This window comes from Saccharothrix sp. BKS2 (assembly GCF_047689505.1).
Classification (GTDB): Bacteria; Actinomycetota; Actinomycetes; order Mycobacteriales; family Pseudonocardiaceae; genus Actinosynnema; species Actinosynnema lopnurensis.
On the sequence record NZ_JAUQOL010000004.1, the window covers coordinates 460,248 to 479,698 of the forward strand.

Annotated in this window: 15 protein-coding genes and 1 pseudogene; 11 read left to right on the forward strand and 5 right to left on the reverse strand. The window is 73.3% G+C overall.

Annotation, left to right across the window (positions count from 1 at the left end; all coding sequences use genetic code 11):
* Positions 1 to 317: 317 nt before the first annotated feature.
* From Q5530_RS10700 to Q5530_RS10710, 3 genes are all read left to right on the forward strand, one after another.
* Positions 318 to 701, forward strand: a complete 384-nt coding sequence (locus Q5530_RS10700; protein ID WP_415362001.1) for a MerR family transcriptional regulator — start codon at positions 318 to 320, stop codon at positions 699 to 701.
* A 44-nt stretch (positions 702 to 745) separates the two neighbouring features.
* Positions 746 to 1,654: an aldo/keto reductase gene (locus tag Q5530_RS10705; RefSeq protein ID WP_415362089.1), complete on the forward strand. Its 909-nt coding sequence runs from the start codon at positions 746 to 748 to the stop codon at positions 1,652 to 1,654.
* Between the two features lie 146 nt (positions 1,655 to 1,800).
* Entirely contained in the window at positions 1,801 to 2,721 is a 921-nt protein-coding gene (locus Q5530_RS10710; protein WP_415362090.1) for an aldo/keto reductase, read from the forward strand.
* Positions 2,722 to 2,746: 25 nt separating this feature from the next.
* Here the strand turns inward: Q5530_RS10710 and Q5530_RS10715 are convergent, their stop codons facing one another.
* Positions 2,747 to 3,196, reverse strand: coding sequence for a flavodoxin family protein (locus Q5530_RS10715; RefSeq protein ID WP_415362002.1), 450 nt, complete (start codon positions 3,194 to 3,196; stop codon positions 2,747 to 2,749).
* 237 nt (positions 3,197 to 3,433) lie between these two features.
* Here Q5530_RS10715 and Q5530_RS10720 point away from each other — a divergent pair, with 237 nt between their 5' ends.
* Positions 3,434 to 3,766 carry a hypothetical protein gene (locus tag Q5530_RS10720; RefSeq protein ID WP_415362003.1) on the forward strand — a complete coding sequence of 111 codons (333 nt, stop codon included), beginning with the start codon at positions 3,434 to 3,436 and terminating at the stop codon, positions 3,764 to 3,766.
* Here Q5530_RS10720 and Q5530_RS10725 read toward each other — a convergent pair.
* The 3 genes from Q5530_RS10725 to Q5530_RS10735 form a co-directional block, all read right to left on the reverse strand.
* Entirely contained in the window at positions 3,753 to 5,378 is a 1,626-nt protein-coding gene (locus tag Q5530_RS10725) for a phospho-sugar mutase (protein ID WP_415362004.1), read from the reverse strand. The two genes, Q5530_RS10720 and Q5530_RS10725, sit on opposite strands and share 14 nt — an antisense overlap.
* Positions 5,375 to 6,187 carry a purine-nucleoside phosphorylase gene (locus Q5530_RS10730; protein WP_415362005.1) on the reverse strand — a complete coding sequence of 271 codons (813 nt, stop codon included), beginning with the start codon at positions 6,185 to 6,187 and terminating at the stop codon, positions 5,375 to 5,377. The genes Q5530_RS10725 and Q5530_RS10730 overlap by 4 nt, the downstream gene beginning before the upstream one ends.
* A 174-nt stretch (positions 6,188 to 6,361) precedes the next feature.
* Positions 6,362 to 8,092, reverse strand: coding sequence for a serine/threonine-protein kinase (locus Q5530_RS10735; RefSeq protein ID WP_415362006.1), 1,731 nt, complete (start codon positions 8,090 to 8,092; stop codon positions 6,362 to 6,364).
* A gap of 147 nt (positions 8,093 to 8,239) precedes the next feature.
* On the opposite strand from Q5530_RS10735, the gene Q5530_RS10740 reads away from it, so the two are divergent.
* The 6 genes and pseudogenes from Q5530_RS10740 (at position 8,240) to Q5530_RS10765 (ending at position 16,332) form a co-directional block, all read left to right on the forward strand.
* Positions 8,240 to 10,015, forward strand: coding sequence for a methylmalonyl-CoA mutase family protein (locus tag Q5530_RS10740; protein WP_415362007.1), 1,776 nt, complete (start codon positions 8,240 to 8,242; stop codon positions 10,013 to 10,015).
* Positions 10,012 to 12,168 (forward strand): annotated as a pseudogene (gene scpA, locus Q5530_RS10745) (methylmalonyl-CoA mutase); the annotation flags it as partial. The gene Q5530_RS10740 and the pseudogene scpA, both read left to right, overlap by 4 nt.
* Positions 12,169 to 12,313: 145 nt before the next feature.
* A complete protein-coding gene (gene meaB / locus Q5530_RS10750) occupies positions 12,314 to 13,327 on the forward strand; it encodes a methylmalonyl Co-A mutase-associated GTPase MeaB (RefSeq protein ID WP_415362008.1) in 1,014 nt (337 codons plus the stop codon).
* A gap of 67 nt (positions 13,328 to 13,394) precedes the next feature.
* Complete coding sequence (locus Q5530_RS10755) at positions 13,395 to 13,718, forward strand: hypothetical protein (RefSeq protein ID WP_380634726.1); 324 nt, start codon at positions 13,395 to 13,397, stop codon at positions 13,716 to 13,718.
* Between the two features lie 188 nt (positions 13,719 to 13,906).
* A complete protein-coding gene (locus Q5530_RS10760; RefSeq protein ID WP_415362009.1) occupies positions 13,907 to 15,073 on the forward strand; it encodes a M20 family metallopeptidase in 1,167 nt (388 codons plus the stop codon).
* Positions 15,070 to 16,332, forward strand: coding sequence for an amidohydrolase (locus tag Q5530_RS10765; RefSeq protein WP_415362010.1), 1,263 nt, complete (start codon positions 15,070 to 15,072; stop codon positions 16,330 to 16,332). Before Q5530_RS10760 ends, Q5530_RS10765 begins: the two co-directional genes overlap by 4 nt.
* Positions 16,333 to 16,766: 434 nt before the next feature.
* On the opposite strand, the gene Q5530_RS10770 is transcribed toward Q5530_RS10765, so the two are convergent.
* Positions 16,767 to 18,482 (reverse strand): glycerol-3-phosphate dehydrogenase/oxidase, encoded by a 1,716-nt coding sequence (locus Q5530_RS10770; RefSeq protein WP_415362011.1) that lies wholly within the window; start codon positions 18,480 to 18,482, stop codon positions 16,767 to 16,769.
* A gap of 204 nt (positions 18,483 to 18,686) precedes the next feature.
* On the opposite strand from Q5530_RS10770, the gene Q5530_RS10775 reads away from it, so the two are divergent.
* A complete protein-coding gene (locus Q5530_RS10775; protein ID WP_415362012.1) occupies positions 18,687 to 19,427 on the forward strand; it encodes an MIP/aquaporin family protein in 741 nt (246 codons plus the stop codon).
* Positions 19,428 to 19,451: the final 24 nt, after the last annotated feature.

Here is a 19,451-nt window from a genome sequence, read left to right on the forward strand (position 1 = left end):
CGGCGTTCGAGCCGTTCCGCGTCCGAGGTTGATCGACCCGGCGGTTGCCGACCGCCGGAACCGTTGTCCGGCCTCACCTGTGGGAGCGATTCCACCCGCACCCGCCCCTGCGCTCGTCCGCCCTGCGCTCGTCCGCCTCGCGCTCCTCCACCCCCGCCCTGCTCTCCTCTGTTCTCCCGCACCCTCTCCTCCCGCGCACTTGCCACTCCGCACGCCGCCGCGCCGGCCGGTCCACGAGGTCGTGCGGGGTGACCGGGCGCGCCGGGTGGCTGAACCGGGTTGACCTGGAGTGCACTCCAGCTCCTACGGTCGACACCGTGACTTACTCGATCGCCCAGGCGGCCGAGCGCAGCGGGTTGTCCATCGACACGCTGCGCTACTACGAACGCATCGGTCTGGTCGACCCGCCGGCCCGGGACTCGGGCGGGCGGCGCACCTACAGCGAGGAAGACCTCGGCTGGTTGATCTTCCTCACCCGCCTGCGCACCACCGGTATGCCCATCCGCATGATGCGCGAGTACGCGCAGCTCAGGCACCGCGGTGACGCCACGGCAGGCCGTCGCAAGCAGATGCTGCACGAGCACCGCGCCTCGGTGCGCGAGCGCATCGCCGAACTCCAGACCTGCCTCCACGTGCTGGAGTACAAGATCACGCACTACGAGCAGATCGAGAGCACCTTCGTGGAAGGGATCACCGCGTGACCCAGCTGGGAGAACTCCGGGTCGGCAGGCAGGGACTCGGCTGCATGGGCATGAGCCAGTCCTACGGCGCAGGCGACGAGACCGAGTCCACCGCCACCGTCCACCGCGCCCTGGACCTGGGCGTCACCCTCCTCGACACCGCCGACGTCTACGGCGCGGGCGCCAACGAGGAACTGGTCGGCAGGGCGATCGCGGACCGCCGGGACCGGGTCGTCCTCGCCACGAAGTTCGCCCTCGGCGACCCCGACCGGCGCCCGCGCGGCGACGCCGCCTACGTCAGGCAGGCGGCCGAGGCGTCGCTGCGCCGGTTGGGCACCGACCACATCGACCTGTACTACCAGCACCGCGTCGACCCGGAGGTCCCGATCGAGGAGACCGTGGGCGCGATGGCCGAGCTGGTTCGGGAGGGCAAGGTCCGCTACCTGGGCTTGTCCGAGGCGGGCGCGGCCACGATCCGACGCGCCCACGCCGTCCACCCGATCACCGCCCTCCAGAGCGAGTGGTCGCTGTGGACGCGCGACATCGAGGCCGAGGTCCTGCCGACCTGCCGCGAGCTGGGCATCGGCCTGGTGCCGTTCTCGCCGCTGGGCCGCGGTTTCCTGACCGGCCGCGTGACCTCGGTGGACGACCTCGACGCCGACGACGTGCGGCGCGGCCTGCCCCGGTTCTCGGGGGAGAACTTCGCCCGCAACACCGCCATCGTCGACGCGCTGCGGGCGCTCGCGGACCGGCGCGGCGTCACGGCGGGCCAGTTGGCGCTGGCCTGGGTGCACCACCAGGGCGACGACGTGGTTCCGATCCCCGGCACCAAGCGGGTGAAGTACCTGGAGGAGAACGTCGCCGCGGCCGACCTGGCGCTGTCGCCCGACGACCTCCGCGCCATCGAGGACGCCGCGCCGACCGTCTCCGGGGAGCGCTACGCGCCGGAGATGCTGAAGCTCTCGAACCGGTAGTTGACCGAGTAGCACCGACGACGTTGGCCGCACCTCGCGAGCCCTGCACAGTGGGGCTCGCGAGGCTCGCGCGAAAGGGGAGGACCGACACCGTGGAGAAACGTCGTTTGGGCTCGCTGGAGGTCAGCGCCCAGGGCCTGGGCTGCATGGGGATGAGCGAGTTCTACGGCCCCGGCGACGAGGCCGGGTCGACCGCCACCCTCCACCGCGCCCTGGACCTGGGCGTGACCTTCCTCGACACCGCCGACATGTACGGCCCGTTCACCAACGAGGAGCTGATCGGCCGGGCCCTCGCGGGCCGCCGGGACGAGGTCGTGCTCGCCACGAAGTTCGCCGTGGTCCGCGAACCGGGCAGCGAGTGGGGCCTGCGGGGCGACCCGGAGTACGTCCGGCAGGCGGCCGAGGCGTCGCTGCGCCGGCTGGGCACCGACCACATCGACCTGTACTACCAGCACCGCGTCGACCCGAACGTGCCGATCGAGGAGACCGTGGGCGCGATGGCCGAGCTGGTCCGGGAGGGCAAGGTCCGGCACATCGGCCTGTCCGAGGCGGGCGCGGCCACGATCCGCCGGGCCCACGCCGTGCACCCGATCGCGGCGGTGCAGACCGAGTGGTCGCTGTGGTCGCGGGACATCGAGGCCGAGGTCGCGCCGACCTGCCGGGAGCTGGGTATCGGCGTCGTCGCCTACTCCCCGCTGGGGCGCGGCTTCCTGACCGGTCGCTACACCTCGCCGGACGACTTCGCGCCCGGCGACGTGCGCCGCACCCACATGCCGCGGTTCAGCGAGGAGAACCTGGCCCGCAACCTCGCCCTCGTGGAGTCCCTGCGCGAGGTGGCCCGGGAGCACGACGTGACGGCCGGCCAGATCGCGCTCGCCTGGGTGCACCACCAGGGCGCGGTGCCGATCCCGGGCACCAAGCGGGTGAAGTACCTGGAGGAGAACGCCGCCGCGGCGGACATCCGGTTGACCGGGGAGCAGGTGGAGCGCATCGCCGCGGCCGTGCCCGCGGACGCGGTCGCCGGCACCCGCTACAACGCCGACACGATGCGGTTGATCGGCCGGTAGGGCGCGGCGGGTTCGGCGGGCCGCGTCACAGGAGCGTGGCGGCGACCGTGGCGCCCAGCTCCCGGCACCGCAGCACCGCGGCGGCGTCGGGAGCCCCGGTGAGCACGAGGGTGTCGGCGACCGGGCGCCACCGCAGGCCGGCGGTGATGTCGCGGATCGCCTTCACCGCGCCCTCGGCGCCCTGGTTGCCGTGCACGTACGCGCCGAACGGCCGCCCGCGCGTGGCGTCCAGGCACGGGTAGTAGACGGTGTCGAAGAAGTGCTTGAGCGCGCCGCTGATGTACCCGATGTTGGCGGGCGTGCCGAGCAGGTAGCCGTCGGCCTCCAGCACGTCGGAGGCTGTCGCGCCCAGCGCCGGGCGGCGCACCACCTCGACCTCCGCGAGGTCGGGGTCCGACGCGCCCTCCAGCACCGCCTCGAACAGCTCGTGGGTGGCGGGCGACGGCGTGTGGTGCACGATCAGCAGGCGGGGCACGTCACGCGAGCCTGCCGACATCCCGGCCTCACCGCAAACCCGACGCCGGCAAACCCGACGCCGGCAAACCGACCCGAGCAATTCCGCCCCCGGCGCACTCCGCCCGGCAAACCCGCCGGTCAGCAGCACCGCGCACCGCGCGAGTCGCACCCCCGACCCCAACCCCAAGATCAATAGTCGGGCCCCGGGGAACCGACCGACCCCCCACGCGTCTTTAATGGTGACCAGGAGGGAGTCATGGACACTCGCAGCATCGCCACCATGGACCGGAACCGGCGGATCACCTGGGGCGCGGGGGTAGGTATCAGCGTCGGCCTCATCGGTCTGCCGCTCGTCTTCATCTCGCTGTGGCCGGAGGTCGACCACAGCCCGTGGGACGTCAACACGATGATCCTGGCCACCGGCGTGGCGCTGTGCTCGGTCAGCTACATCTCGGGCCGCATCTCGGTGGCCGCGTTCACCGAGCACCGCCGCAACCCGGTGAGCCCGCCGACCAAGCGGCCGTACATGGTGGCGGGCGGTGCGCTCGTCGTCGCCGTGTTGTGCCTGCTGCTCGCTATCGCGGTGTGAGGGCGAGCAGCCCGGAGACCTGAGCGCGGAGTTCGGCCAGCCTGTCCGCGGCTCGTGAGCGGGCCGCGGACAGGTCGCCGGACACCGGTTCGACGACCTCCAGGTACGCCTTCAGCTTCGGCTCGGTGCCGGACGGCCGCACGACCACCCGCACCCCCGGCCCGGTCAGCCGCACGACGTCGGCTTCCGGCAGCAGGTCCTCGAACGCGAAGCCGGCGGGCGGTTCGGTCCGCAGCCGCGCCATCAGCTCCCCGATCCGGCTCAGGTCGGTGAACCTAAGCGACACCTGGTCGGTCAGGTGCAGGCCGTGGTCCACGGCCAGCTGGTCCAGCGCGTCGAGCAGGTCGCGGCCGGCCGCCTTCAGCCCCGCCGCCAGGTCGCACGCCACCACGGCCGCCGAGATGCCGTCCTTGTCGTTGACGTACCCGGGGTCGACGCAGGTGCCCAGCGCCTCCTCGTAGGCGAACACCAGCCCCTCGCCGGCGCGCACCAGCCACTTGAACCCGGTCAGCGTCTCCGCGTACCGGGCGCCGTGCGCCGCCGCGATCGACCTGAGCAGCGACGACGACACGATCGTGGTGGCGACCAGCGGGTCCGGGGCGTCCGAGGTGGACAGCACCAGCGAGCCCAGCAGCACGCCCGTCTCGTCGCCGCGCAGCATCCGCCACGACCCGTCGCGCCCGCGCACGCCCAGCGCGCACCGGTCGGCGTCCGGGTCCAGCGCGATCGCCAGGTCCGCGTCCGCCGCCGCGGCCAGCTCCAGCAGCCGGTCCGCCGCGCCCGGCTCCTCCGGGTTCGGGAACGCCACGGTCGGGAAGTCCGGGTCCGGCACGGCCTGCTCCCGCACCACCCGCACGTCGGTGAACCCGGCCCGCCGCAACGCCTCCACGGCCGTCGCGCCGCCCACGCCGTGCATGGGGGTCAGCACGACCCGCAGGTCCCGCGCCACACCGCGCGGCAGCGACGCGACCCGCTCCAGGTAGGCGTCGACCTCCGCGTCGGGCACGGTCTCGTGCTCATCGGACAGCGGCACCGACACGGCCGCGGGCACCGCCCGGATCGCCGCCTCGATCTCCCGGTCGGCGGGCGGCACGATCTGCCCGCCGCCCTCCAGGTACAGCTTGTAGCCGTTGTCCGCGGGCGGGTTGTGCGAGGCGGTGATCTGCACCCCGGCGACCGCGTTCCGCGTGCGCACCAGGAACGCCAGCACCGGCGTCGGCAGCGGTCCGGGGAGCACCCGCACGGTGAACCCCTCGGCGGCCAGCACCCCGGCCGCCGCCGCCGCGAACGCCTCCGACCCGTGCCGCGCGTCCCGGCCGACGAACACCGTGCCGACCCGGTCGTTCGCCTTGAGCCACGCGGCGAGCCCGGCCGTGGTGCGGGTGACCACGGCCCGGTTCATGCCGTTGGGCCCGGCCCGCACGGGACCGCGCAGCCCGGCGGTGCCGAAGGCCAGCGGCCCGGCCATCCGGTCGGCCAGGTCCTCGGTGGCCGCCGCGTCGCCGGCCATGGCCCTGGCCAGCACGCCCTGGAGCTCGGCCCGGGTGTCGGGGTCGGGGTCGTCGGCGATCCAGCGGAACGCCGCGTCGCGCAGCGCCGGGGGCAGGCTCATGCGCGGGTCACCAGCTCGCGCAGCAGCTCACCCATCCGGCTCGCCGCGGCCTGGCCCGCCTCCAGCACCTCCTGGTGGTTGAGCGGTTCGCCGGTGATGCCCGCGGCCAGGTTCGTGACCAGCGACAACCCGAACACCTCGACGCCCTCGGCGCGGGCCGCGATGGCCTCCAGCACGGTCGACATGCCGACCAGGTCGGCACCCAGGGTGCGCAGCATCCGGATCTCGGCAGGGGTCTCGAAGTGCGGTCCGGGCAGGCCCGCGTAGACGCCCTCCTCCAGCGACGGGTCGATCTGCCGGGCCAGGTCGCGCAGCCGCGGCGAGTACAGGTCGGTGAGGTCCACGAAGCGGGCGCCGACCAGCGGCGACGACGCGGTGAGGTTGAGGTGGTCGCTGATCAGCACGGGCTGGCCGACCGCCATGCCCTGCCGCAGGCCGCCGGCGGCGTTGGTGAGCACCACGGTCCCGACCCCGGCCGCGGCGGCGGTGCGCACGGCGTGCACGACCTTGGCCACGCCCTTGCCCTCGTAGCCGTGCGTGCGACCGAGCACGACCAGCACGTTCTTGCCGCCGATGGGCACTGAGCGGATCGTGCCGCCGTGCCCGACCGCGGTGGGCGCCTCGAAACCGGGCAGCTCGGCCACGGCCACCTCGGCGGCGGGCTCCCCGATCAGGTCGGCGGCCGGGCGCCAACCCGAGCCGAGGACCACGGCGATGTCGTGCCTGTCCACCCCGGTGCGCTCGGCCAGGGCCCGCGCGGCGTCGGTGGCCAGGGCCTCGGGGGTGGTGCTCTCACTGATGGCGGTCACGGCGGGGAGCCTAATAGCCGCCCGGAGGGGTCGCCCGGGGTGTCGTGACCGCAGGTCCGCGGTCTGGGTGGTGGCCCGGTCGGTGAAGCCGGGTGGGTGGAGCAGTTCGGCGCGGCGTTCGACCGGAGGCGATGGAGCGTGGCCTGCTGAACAAGGCCGCGAGGCGCGGAACCGCTAACCCGCCACCGTGAACGTGGGCGCGATCGTGTCGAACAGCTGCCGCCCCGTCTCCTCCTGCTCCGTGGGCACCACCACCTCCACCACCCACAGGTCGGCCTCCTGCGGCAGCACCAGCGAGTACCGCGTCCGCCGCAGGTCGGGGCCTCCCTCACCGTCCACGTCGGCCGCCCGCTCCGCCGTCCGGTAGCTGTACCGGACCGCGTCCTCCCAGCCACCCCCCACCTCGGCGGGCTCCACGACCTCCCCGAAGTACCGGTCCCCGTCCCACCGCGACCGCACCATCTCCACGTAGTCCTCGACCGAGCGCCGCGGGTGGTAGTCCGGGAACCGCTGCACCGCCACCTCGTACGCCCCGGTCGGGTCGACCAGGTGCACCACCGTGCTCGGCACCAGCCCCCGGTTGGCCCGCTGCTCCAGGAAGCCGGTCCACCCGGCCCCGACCGAGATGGTGAACTCCGCCCCCTGCTCGCCGTTCGCCGTGGCGGCGGAGGCCGTCGTGGGGTTCAGGGACGGGGTGCCGGTCAGCGACGGCAGCGGCGGGGCGTCGTGGGCCGCGGGTGGTGGGGTGAGCGGTGCGCCGGCGACCGTCCTGGTCAGGGCGAACCCGCCCACGCCGGCGGCGGCGAACAGCACCAGCGCGGCCAGGGCGACGGCCGCGCGGCGCCACCGGGGGACCGGCGCCGGCGGTAACGGGGCGGCGGCGGTCCGCAGGAACGGCAGCGGGCCAGGGTCGGCGGCCAGCGGGGTGTCCGGGGCGACCAGGGGCGGGCGCTCGACCCTCACCACCGGTCTGCTGGGCGCGTCGGCGGGGAACACGTCGACGCCCGGTTCGGGCAGCAGGGGCCGCACCAGGCGGCGGACCTCGGCCAGCGGCATCCGGGCCGCCGGGTCGCGCACCATCAGCCCCGCCACGACGGGCTCCAGCGCGCCGCACACCGAGGCCGACGGGACCTCGCCGTGCACGACCTGGTTGATCGTCTGGAGCACGTTCGCGCCCTCGTACGGCCGGCTGCCGGTCATCGCGGTGAACAGCGTCGCGCCCAGCGACCACTGGTCGGCGGCCGAGGACACCTCCTCGCCCGCCGCGACCTCGGGCGCGATGAACGCGGGCGTGCCGAGCATGATCCCGCGGCTGGTCAGGGTGGCCTCGGCGACGTTGCGGGCGATGCCGAAGTCGGTCAGCTTCACCCGCCCGTCGTCGGCGACCAGGACGTTGCCCGGCTTGACGTCGCGGTGCGTGATGCCCGCCCGGTGGGCCGCCTCCAGCGCCGCGGCCACCGCGTCCGCCACCACCGCGCCCTGCTCGTCGGTCAGCGGCCCGCGCTGCCGCACGACCTCGGCCAGCGACGAGGACGGCACCAGCTCCATCACCACGTACGGGTCGCCGTCGACCTGCGCCACGTCGTGCAGCGTGACCAGGTTCGGGTGCGCCAGCGCCGCGGCCGAGCGCGCCTCCCGGAGGGTGCGCTCGCGCAGCACGGTCGCCTCGCCGTCGGGCGCGCCGGGCGGCAGCAGGATCTCTTTGACCGCCACGTCCCGGCGCAGCACCTCGTCGTGCGCCGCCCACACCGTGCCCATCGACCCGCGCCCCAGCACGTGTTCGAGCCGGTAGCGGCCCGCGATGAGGCGACCGCCGCCGGGGTGGCCACCACCGGGCCGGCCGTCACCCGGGCGGCCACCACCCCCTGAGGCGTCACCAGGGGTTGCCAAACCGCCCCCGGTCATTTCTTCTGGGGTAACCCCTGAGATACCCCCGCCGCCCGCGCTCTCCACTGCACCATCGTCCATCAGCGTGAAAGACTGCCATCTGCACCGTTCACGGCGGCGGACCTCACATAGCCGTGATCCTACTGTTGAGTAACACTGCGGAGCATGATGGAGCCGTCAGGCGAGTTGGCGCTGGCCGCGGAGTTCCCCGCGACCGACCGCGACCAGTGGCTGGGCCTCGTCCGGGGCGTGCTGGACAGGTCGGGCGCGGACTTCGGGTCGCTCATCACCACCACTTACGACGGCATCGACGTGCGGCCGCTCTACACCGCCGACGACCGCGCCCCGTCCGCCGGGTTCCCCGGCCTGGCCCCGTTCACCCGGGCTGGCCAGCCGCAGGGCGCGGTGGACGGCTGGGACGTGCGCCAGCAGCACCGGGTCGCGGACCGCGAGGCGGTCATGGCCGACCTGGAGAACGGCGTCACGTCGCTGTGGCTGAAGGGCCTGGACCCGGCCTCCTACGACGACCTGCTGGCCGACGTCTACCTGGACCTCGCGCCCGTGGTGGTCGACGCGGGCGCGGACTTCCTCGCCGCCGGGCGCGCCGTGCTGCGCCTGTGGGACCAGCGGCCGGTGCTGCCGAGCGAGGTGCGGGGCAACGTCGGCGCGGACCCGCTGGGCGTGCAGGCCCGCACCGGGCAGCCCGCCGACTTCGGGGCCCTCGCGGACCTGCTGCCGAAGGCGCGGGCGTTCCCCGACCTGCGCCTGGTCGTGGTGGACGGGCTGCCGTTCCACGAGGCGGGCGGCAGCGACGCCGAGGAGCTGGGCGCCTCGCTGGCCGCCGGCGTGGCCTACCTGCGGCAGCTGACCGGGGCCGGGCTGAGCGCCGCCGAGGCCGTGCGGCTCCTGGAGTTCCGCTACGCGGCCACCGCCGACCAGTTCCTCACCATCGCCAAGTTCCGCGCCGCCCGGCGCCTGTGGGCGCGGGTCACCGAGGTCGTCGGCGAGCCCGCGCCGCAGCTCCAGCACGCGGTCACCTCGCCCGCGATGATGACCCGCCGCGACCCGTGGGTGAACATGCTGCGCACCACCGTGGCCTGCTTCGGCGCGGGCCTGGGCGGCGCGGACGCGGTGACCGTGCTGCCGTTCGACGCCGCCATCGGCCTGTCCGACGACTTCTCCCGCCGCATCGCCCGCAACACCCAGTCGCTGCTGCTGGAGGAGTCGAGGCTGGCGGGTGTGATCGACCCGGCGGGCGGCTCCTGGTACGTGGAGAACCTCACCGACGAACTGGCCCGCGCCGCGTGGTCCTGGTTCCGGGAGATCGAGGCCGCGGGCGGGCTGCCGGCGGCGTTCGGCCTGGTCGCGGACCGGATCGCGACCACCTGGGAGAAGCGCCGCGCCAACCTGGCCGACCGCACCGACGCCATCACCGGCGTCAGCGAGTTCCCCGACGTGGACGAGCGGCCGGTGGTGCGGCCGCCGGCGCCCGAGGAGCCCGGCGGCGGCCTGCCGCGCGTGCGGTACGCGCAGGCGTACGAGGCGCTGCGCGACGCCGCCGACGCGAGCCCCGAGCGGCCCCGGGTCTTCCTGGCCACGCTCGGCCCGGTCGCCGCGCACACCGCGCGCGCCTCCTTCGCCGCGAACCTGTTCCGGGCGGGCGGCATCGAGACGACCGACGCGGGCCCCACGGGCACCGTCGACGAGGTGGTGGAGCGGTTCCGCGCGAGTGGCGCCCGCATCGCCTGCCTGTGCGGCAGCGACAAGAGCTACGCCGAGCTGGCCGCGCCCGTCGCGCGGGCCCTCCGCGAGGCCGGCGCGGAACGCGTCCTGCTCGCGGGCCGGGACTCGACGGCGGAGGTCGACGAGCACGTGTTCGCCGGCTGCCGCGCCCTGGACGTCCTGGAGCGCGCGTTCGACTTCCTGGGGGTGCCGCGATGATCCCGAACTTCGCCGAGGTCGAGCTGGGCGAGCCCACCCCGGCCGGCGCGGACCAGTGGCACGCCGCGCTCCAGGAGGCGACCGGCAAGGGCGCGGACGCGCTGGTGCGGGAGACGCCGGAGGGCATCGGGGTCAAGCCCGTCTACACCGACGCGGACACCGAGGGCCTGGACTTCCTGGGCACCTACCCGGGCGCCGCGCCGTTCCTCCGGGGCCCGTACCCGACCATGTACGTCAACCAGCCGTGGACCATCCGGCAGTACGCCGGGTTCTCCACCGCCGAGGAGTCCAACGCCTTCTACCGGCGCAACCTGGCCGCGGGCCAGAAGGGCCTGTCGGTGGCGTTCGACCTGGCCACGCACCGCGGCTACGACTCGGACCACCCGCGCGTGGCGGGCGACGTCGGCATGGCGGGCGTGGCGATCGACTCGATCTACGACATGCGCCGGCTGTTCGACGGCATCCCGCTGGACCGGATGAGCGTGTCGATGACCATGAACGGCGCGGTGCTGCCGGTCCTGGCGCTCTACGTGGTCGCGGCCGAGGAGCAGGGGGTGAAGCCGGAGCAGCTCGCGGGGACCATCCAGAACGACATCCTCAAGGAGTTCATGGTCCGCAACACCTACATCTACCCGCCGCAGCCGTCCATGCGGATCATCTCCGACATCTTCGCGTTCACCTCGCGGCGGATGCCGAAGTTCAACTCCATCTCGATCTCCGGCTACCACATGCAGGAGGCGGGCGCGACGGCCGACCTGGAGCTGGCGTACACGCTGGCCGACGGCGTCGAGTACCTGCGCGCGGGCCGGGACGCGGGCCTGGACGTGGACGCGTTCGCGCCGCGCCTGTCGTTCTTCTGGGCGATCGGCATGAACTTCTTCATGGAGGTCGCGAAGATGCGCGCGGCCCGGCTGCTGTGGGCGAAGCTGGTCAAGGGCTTCGGTGCGAGCAACCCGAAGTCGCTGTCGCTGCGCACGCACTGCCAGACCTCCGGCTGGTCGCTGACCGCGCAGGACGTGTTCAACAACGTGGCCCGCACGTGCGTGGAGGCGATGGCCGCGACCCAGGGGCACACCCAGTCGCTGCACACCAACGCGCTGGACGAGGCGCTGGCGCTGCCCACGGACTTCTCCGCGCGCATCGCCCGCAACACCCAGCTGCTGCTCCAGCAGGAGTCCGGCACCACCCGGGTGATCGACCCGTGGGGCGGCAGCGCGTTCGTGGAGCGGCTCACCCACGACCTGGCGCGCCGCGCGTGGGCGCACATCACCGAGGTCGAGTCGGCGGGCGGCATGGCGCGCGCCATCGACGAGGGCATCCCGAAGCTGCGCATCGAGGAGGCCGCCGCGCGCACGCAGGCGCGCATCGACTCCGGGCGGCAGCCGGTGATCGGCGTGAACAAGTACCAGGTCGCGGTCGACGAGCGGATCGACGTGCTCAAGGTCGACAACGCGGGCGTGCGGGCCCAGCAGCTGGCGAAGCTGGAGCGGCTGAGGTCCGAACGCGACCAGTCCGCCGTGGACCGCGCGCTGCACGCGCTGACCGGCGCGGCCGGGGGCGGGGGGAACCTGCTGGAGCTGGCCGTCGAGGCCGCCCGCGCCAAGGCGACCGTCGGCGAGATCTCCGAGGCGCTGGGCCGGGTGTGGGGTCGGCACTCCGCGCAGATCCGCACCATCACCGGCGTCTACCGGCAGGAGGCCGGCGCTGTGTCCAACGTGGACGAGACCCGCGAGCTCGTCGAGCGGTTCGCCGAGGAGGAGGGCCGCCGGCCGCGCATCCTGGTCGCCAAGATGGGCCAGGACGGGCACGACCGCGGTCAGAAGGTGATCGCGACCGCGTTCGCGGACCTGGGCTTCGACGTGGACGTCGGCCCGCTGTTCCAGACCCCGGACGAGGTCGCCCGCCAGGCCGTGGAGGCCGACGTGCACATCGTCGGGGTGTCGTCGCTGGCCGCCGGGCACCTCACGCTGGTGCCCGCGCTGCGCGCCGCGCTGGCCGGGGCGGGCCGCGAGGACATCATGATCGTGGTCGGCGGTGTGATCCCGCCCCAGGACTTCGACGCGCTGCGCGAGGCCGGCGCGGCGGCGATCTTCCCGCCCGGGACGGTGATCGCGGACGCGGCCGGTGACCTGCTGCGGAAGCTCGCCGCGGAGCTGGGGCACGAGCTGGTCGGCGGGTCGGTGGGTCAGGAGTCGGTGGGGCACGAGTCGGTGGATCGCGGGTCGGCCGAGGACGGGCCGGGTTCGCGGGCCGGGTCCGGTGCGCGGGACGGGCGGGAAGCGCCGGGGCAGCCGGCGCATGGCTAGGCCGGTCGACGTCGGCGCGTACGCCGAGGGCGTGCTCGCCGGGGACCGCGGCACCCTGGCGCGGGCGATCACCCTGGTCGAGTCCACCCGCCCGGACCACCGGGCCGCCGCGCAGGAGCTGCTGGTCGAGCTGCTGCCCCGGTCGGGCGGCGCGCACCGCGTCGGCATCACCGGCGTGCCCGGCGTGGGCAAGTCCACCTTCATCGACGCGTTCGGCTCGATGCTGACCGCGGCCGGCCACCGGGTGGCGGTGCTGGCCGTCGACCCGTCGTCCACCCGCACCGGCGGCTCGATCCTGGGCGACAAGACCCGGATGGCGCGGCTGGCGGTGGACCCGGCGGCGTTCATCAGGCCGTCGCCGACCTCCGGCACGCTCGGCGGCGTGGCCAGGGCCACCCGCGAGACGATCGTGCTGGTCGAGGCCGCGGGCCACGACGTGGTGCTGGTCGAGACCGTCGGCGTGGGGCAGTCCGAGGTCGCGGTGGCGAACATGACCGACTGCTCGCTGTTCCTGACCCTGGCGCGCACCGGCGACCAGCTCCAGGGCATCAAGAAGGGCGTGCTGGAGCTGGCCGACGTCATCGCGGTCAACAAGGCCGACGGGCCGCACGAGCTGGACGCCCGCAAGGCCGCCCGCGAGCTGGCCGGCGCGCTGCGGCTGCTGCGCCCGGCGGACGCGGTCTGGCACCCGCCCGTGCTGACGTGCAGCGGGCTGACCGGGGCCGGGCTGGACGTCGTGTGGGAGCAGGTCGTCAAGCACCGCGAGGCCCTGGAGGCGGCGGGCGAGCGGGACGGGCGGCGGCGGCGCCAGCAGGTCGAGTGGACCTGGGCGATGGTCAACGACCTGCTGCTGACCGGGCTGCGCTCGGCGCCCGCGGTGCGCGCCCTGGTGCCCGAGGTCGAGCGGCAGGTGCGGGACGGCGAACTGACCGCGACGCTGGCCGCCGAGCAGATCCTGGCCGCGTTCAACGGGATCACCGGTACCGCCGGCGCACACGCGACGTGAGTGCTCACCGGTTTGGCTGACCACTGACAGTGGTAACCGGGAGAAGCGGTGACTAGGCTAGGTGACCATGTGGCGTTCTGTGCTCGCGGTGTGCCTGCTCGTGCTCGCCGGCGCTCTCACCGTGTCGGGCACAGCGGCCTCGGTGCCGTCCTCGCCGGCGGGGTACGCCGCGCAGCCGACGGACGCGCCCGCGCCCGGCAACGAGACCCTCCAGCCCGGGAGCACGGTCGGGCCGGGTCCGGACATCAACGCCCCCCAGGAACCCGCCCCGGCGAACCCCGAGACGCGCAAGAAGTTGTGGCTCGGAGGTATCGCGCTGCTGCTGTTCGGCCTCGTCTACTGGCGGAACAAGAAGCGCTGGACCAAGTGGAGGGCGGGGCGCAAGTCCTGAAACGTGACGGAGTCTCCTCCGTCCGCCGGAATCCGTCCTCACCCCGTCGGAGCACGGGCAGACTCGATCGGGCTTGATCGGTCTGACCGAACTCCGCGCACCGCTCGGCGCACCCGTGCGACCGGTTGCCGGTTGATCAACGTGAGGGGCGTCGCGCCTACCGGGCCGTGATGCAGGATGGACGCGAAATGGGTACCGACTTCAAGATGAGCACGCGCTCGGCCATCGAGCGGTACTCGGATGCGCTGATCGCGCTCTCGCGCAGCATCCACTCAGAGCCGGAGCAGGCGTTCGCCGAGCACCGCAGCGCGGCCAAGGTGGCCGACCTGCTCGCCGCCGAGGGCTTCGAGGTCGAGCGCGGGGTGGCGGACCTGGACACGGCGTTCACCGCCTCGTTCGGCTCCGGCGAGCTGGTGCTCGGCCTGTGCGCGGAGTACGACGCGCTGCCCGAGGTCGGCCACGCGTGCGGGCACAACGTCATCGCCGCCGCGTCCACCGGCGCGGCCCTCGCGCTGCGCGACCTGGCCGATGACCTGGGGCTCACCGTCAAGGTGATCGGCACGCCCGCCGAGGAGGTCGGCGGCGGCAAGGTGCTGATGCTCGAACGCGGCGTGTTCGACGACGTGGCGTTCTCGATGATGGTGCACCCCGCCCCGTACGAGGCGGTGGCCGCGCGCTCGCTGGCCATCACCGACGTCGAGGTCCACTACACCGGCAAGCCCTCGCACGCCGCCGCGGCGCCCCACCTGGGCGTGAACGCGGCGGACGCGATCACCGTCGCCCAGGTCGCCATCGGCCTGGCCCGCCAGCAGCTGGAACCGGGCCAGATGGTCAGCGGCATCGTCACCAGGGGTGGTGCCGTGCCCAACGTGATCCCGGCCCGCACCTCGGCGATGTTCGACCTGAGGGCCGACGACCTGGACTCCCTGCGCCGGCTGGAGGAGCGGATGAACCGCTGCTTCGAGGCCGGCGCGCTGGCCACCGGCTGCACCCACGAGGTCGTCAAGGTCTCCCCGGTGTACGCCGAGCTGACCCCCGACCCCTGGCTCGCGGGCGCCTACCGGCGTGCCGCCGTCGAGCTGGGGCGTCGTCCGTTGAGCCCCGAGGAGGAGCTCAAGGAGAAGATCGGCAGCACCGACATGGGCAACGTCACCCGTGCGCTGCCGGCCATCCACCCGACCATCGCCATCGACTGCGGAGACGCGGTGAACCACCAAATCGAGTTCGCGAACGCCTGCGCCTCGGCTTCGGCCGACCGGGCGGTGCTCGACGGGGCCCTTGCCCTCGCCTGGACGACAATCTTTACCGCGCTCGATCCCGAGCAGCGCGCACGTCTCCTGGCGGGCGCCGCATGACGGTCCTTGATTCGCGTCTTCCGGAAGAGGGTGCCGACGTGCTGTTGACCGAACGGGGGGTCAGCATTGCCCCTGTGGATGATCCCGGGGAGGGGCGCGGCCCCTCGTGGCTGGACGACTGGCTGGCGGCCAACGCCGGAGAGGTCGTCGCCTGGCGCCGGCACATCCACGCGCACCCCGAGCTGTCGCGCAAGGAGCACAACACCACCGCGATGATCGAGCAGATCCTCCGCTCGGTGGGTCTCAAGCCACGCATCATGCCCGGTGGCACCGGTCTGATCTGCGACGTCGGCAGTGGACCGCGGTGCGTGGCGCTGCGCGCGGACATCGACGCGCTGCCGCTGACGGAGCACACCGGCCTGCCCCACGCGTCCACGGTGGAGGGTGCGTCGCACGCCTGCGGCCACGACGCACACACCGCGGTGCTGCTGGGCGCGGCGCTGGCCCTGGCGTCGGCGACCGAGCTGCCCGGCCGGGTGCGGCTGGTGTTCCAGCCCGCCGAGGAGGTCATGCCCGGCGGTGCGCTGGACGTGCTCGCGGCGGGCGGCCTGGACGGCGTGGAGCGCATCTTCGGCCTGCACTGCGACCCGCGCCTGGAGGTCGGCCGGCTCGGCACCAGGATCGGGGCCATCACGTCCGCCTCGGACATGCTGGAGCTGCGCCTGACCTCGCCGGGCGGCCACACCTCCCGGCCACACCTGACGGCCGACCTGGTGCACGCGCTGGGCACGGTCATCACCGGCCTGCCGGGCCTGCTGTCGCGGCGCGTGGACCCGAGGTCGGGGACGGTGCTCGTGTGGGGCGCGGTGCACGCGGGGGAGGCGCCCAACGCGGTGCCCCAGGACGGCGTGCTGCGCGGGACCCTGCGGACCGGTGACCGGGACATCTGGGCCGAGCTGGAGCCGTTGATCAAGGAGTTGGTGGGTGCGCTGCTGGCGCCCACCGGGGTCGGCTTCGACCTGCACCACCGGCGGGGGGTGCCCCCGGTGGTCAACGACCGCGAGAGCACGGTGCTGCTGCGGGCCGGGATCGAGGCGGCGCTGGGCGAGGACGCGCTGGCGGGGACGGAGCAGTCGTCCGGTGGCGAGGACTTCGGGTGGTACCTGGAGCACGTGCCGGGGTCGTTCGCGCGGCTCGGTGTGTGGGACGGGGTGGGGAAGCAGCGGGACCTGCACCAGCCGACGTTCGACCTGGACGAGCGGGCGTTGATGGTGGGGGTGCGCGTGATGGTCCACGCCGCTCTGGCGTCTTTGGCGTAATCGGGGTGTTCACGGGCTGTCGCTCGCCGCTGGGCAGGCCTCCGGGGGAGGGGCTCGGCTCGTGGTCTCCCGTATGGCCTGCCTGAGGCAACCACCCTTGTCCAGGGGGTGTCGCGAAGGGCGTGCGACACCCCCTGGACAAGCGCGGTAGGGCTGCGCCCAGGCCATACGGGAGACCACGAGCACCCCACAGTGTTCAACTGCACGCCCCGGTCTCGTCGTGCAACCGGTCTCGTCGGCGCCTCACCCACGAAGACTCGCGCGAGTCGAACACTCGGGACCACCGTGTCGAACACTCAGGACGGGTGAGTTCTACGTTCAGCTCGCGCGAGTCGTACGTTCAGACCTCGCGTGTCGTACGTTCAGGACCGGTGAGTTCAGCGTTCAGGACGTTTTCAGGGCGCGTTCGGAGGCCGCGTGCCCTGTGGTGGGTGTCAGCTCACCGGTTCCGTGAGTTCGGGTCGTACCTCGGGGGCCGCTGCTCGCACGGCGTCCGCCGCGTGGTCGTCCGGTTCGGCCTGCGATGCCCGTTCCGCCTCGACCCGGGCCGTGTAGACGGCTACCTCGTGGGTTATCCGCTCCTCGTCCCAGCCGAGGACCCCGGCCATCAGGCGGGCTACCGGTTCGGCGCACTCGGTGCCCCGGTGGGGGTATTCGATCGAGATGCGGGTTCGGCGGGTCAGCACGTCCTCCAGGTGCAGGGCACCCTCGTGCGACGCGGCGTAGACGACCTCGACCTGGAGGTAGTCGGGGGCGGCCGGTACGGGTTTGAGGAGGTCCGGGTCTGCTGATCCCAGGACCTCGTGCACCAGTGATCCGTAGCGGTCCAGCAGGTGCCTCACTCGGTAGGGGTGCAATCCGTACCTGGTGGCGAGTTGGTCTGCCTGGTTCACCAACGCGTGGTAACCGTCCGCGCCCACCAGGGGGACCTTGTCGGTGATGGACGGTTGGAGGCGGCCCGGCAGGTCGACTCCTGCGGCGTCCACGGCGTCCGCGCCCATCACGCGGTACGTCGTGTACTTGCCGCCGGCGATCGCGACCAGGCCCGGTGCCACGCGGGCCACGGCGTGTTCCCTGGACAGCTTCGAGGTCGACTCGCTCTCCCCGGCCAGCAGCGGGCGCAGGCCCGCGTACACGCCTTCGATGTCCTCGTGCGTCAGCGGGGTGGCCAGCACCGAGTTGACGTTCGTGAGGATGTAGTCGATGTCCGCGTGCGTGGCCGCCGGGTGGGCCAGGTCCAGGTTCCAGTCCGTGTCGGTGGTGCCCACGATCCAGTGGTTGCGCCAGGGGATCACGAACAGCACGGACTTCTCCGTGCGCAGGATCAGCCCGGCCTCCGCCACGATCCGGTCCCTCGGCACCACGATGTGCACGCCCTTGGACGCCCGCACCCGGAACCGGCCGCGCGAACCGGACAGCCGCTGGAGCTCGTCGGTCCACACGCCGGTCGCGTTGATCACCGCGTGGGCCTGCACGTCGACCTCGCGCCCGTCCTCCACGTCGCGCACCCGCACGCCCGACACGCGGTCCGCCTCCCGCAGGAAGCCGACGACCTGCGTCGACGTCCGCACGACCGCCCCGTAGTGGGCCGCCGTCCGGCCGACCATCATGGTGTGCCGCGCGTCGTCGGCCTGCGCGTCGTAGTAGCGGATGCCGCCGACCAGGGCGTCCGGCTTCAGCGCGGGCACGAGCCGCAGCGCGCCGGCCCGGGTCAGGTGCTTCTGCCCCGGCACGGACCGCGCCCCGCCCATCGTGTCGTACATGAGCAGGCCGGCCGCCGTGTACGGGCGCTCCCACAGCCGGTGCGCCAGCGGGTACAGGAACGGCACCGGTTTGACCAGGTGGGGTGCGATCCGGGTCAACATCAGCTCGCGTTCCCGCAGGGCCTCGCGGACCAGCCCGAACTCCAGCTGCTCCAGGTAGCGCAGCCCGCCGTGGAAGAGCTTCGACGAGCGCGACGACGTGCCCGAGGCCAGGTCGCGCGCCTCCACCAGGGCCACCCGCAGGCCGCGCGTCGCGGCGTCCAGGGCCGCGCCGACGCCCACCACGCCGCCACCGATGATCACCAGGTCGAACGTCTCCGCGGCCAGCCGCTCCCAGGCCCCGGAGCGGTCTTCGGGCCCCAGCCGACCCGTAGTGGGCGAAACCACGAACGCCTCCCAGTTGTCGACGGCACACCAGGTCCGACCAGGAGTACCCGGTAACACCAGGACCGACTCGACCACGTTACCCGCTGGTACGCCACCCGTGGACAACTGATCGACCCGGAACTAGCGTCAACCGGACGTTGTGGGGTGGGCAGCGCCGCCGGACCCGGACAGTGCTGCCTCCTGACAAGGCCAGGAGGTCGGCTGGTGAGCAGTGGATCGATCTTCGTGTGGGAGACCCTCGGCACCGCGGTCCTGATCCTGATGGGCGCCGGCGTGGTCGCCAACGTCGTGTTGAAGGACACGCTCGGCAACGCGGGCGGGTGGCTCCTGATCAACCTCGGCTGGGGCTTCGCGGTGTTCGCGGGCGCCAGCATCGCCGCGCCCAGCGGCGCGCACCTCAACCCGGCGGTGACCCTGGGCCTGGCGATCGCGGACAAGACCCCGTGGAACCAGGTGCCCGCCTACTTCGCCGGTCAGCTGGTCGGCGCCTTCCTCGGCGCCGTGCTCGCCTGGCTGGCCTACAAACTCCAGTTCGACGCGCACGACGACCCCGCCGGCACGCGGGGCATCTTCTGCACCGGCCCGACCGTGCCGCGGGCCGGCTGGAACGTCGTCACCGAGGTCATCGGCACGTTCGTGCTGGTCGCCTGGGTGCTGCTGAGCCCGGCCGCCAAGGAGGCCGCGGACGGGGTGCCGCAGCTCGGCAACTCGGCCCTCGGCTACGCGGGCGTGGCGTTCGTCGTCATCGGCATCGGCAACTCGCTGGGCGGCCCCACCGGGTACGCCATCAACCCCGCGCGCGACCTCGGTCCCCGCATCGCCTACGCGATCCTGCCCATCCGCGACAAGGGCAGCGCCGAGTGGGGCTACGCCTGGGTGCCGGTGGTCGGGCCGCTGATCGGCGGCGCGCTCGCCGCCCTGCTGTTCCTGGCCCTCCCGGTCTGACCCCCCACCGGTTCGAAAGGACAA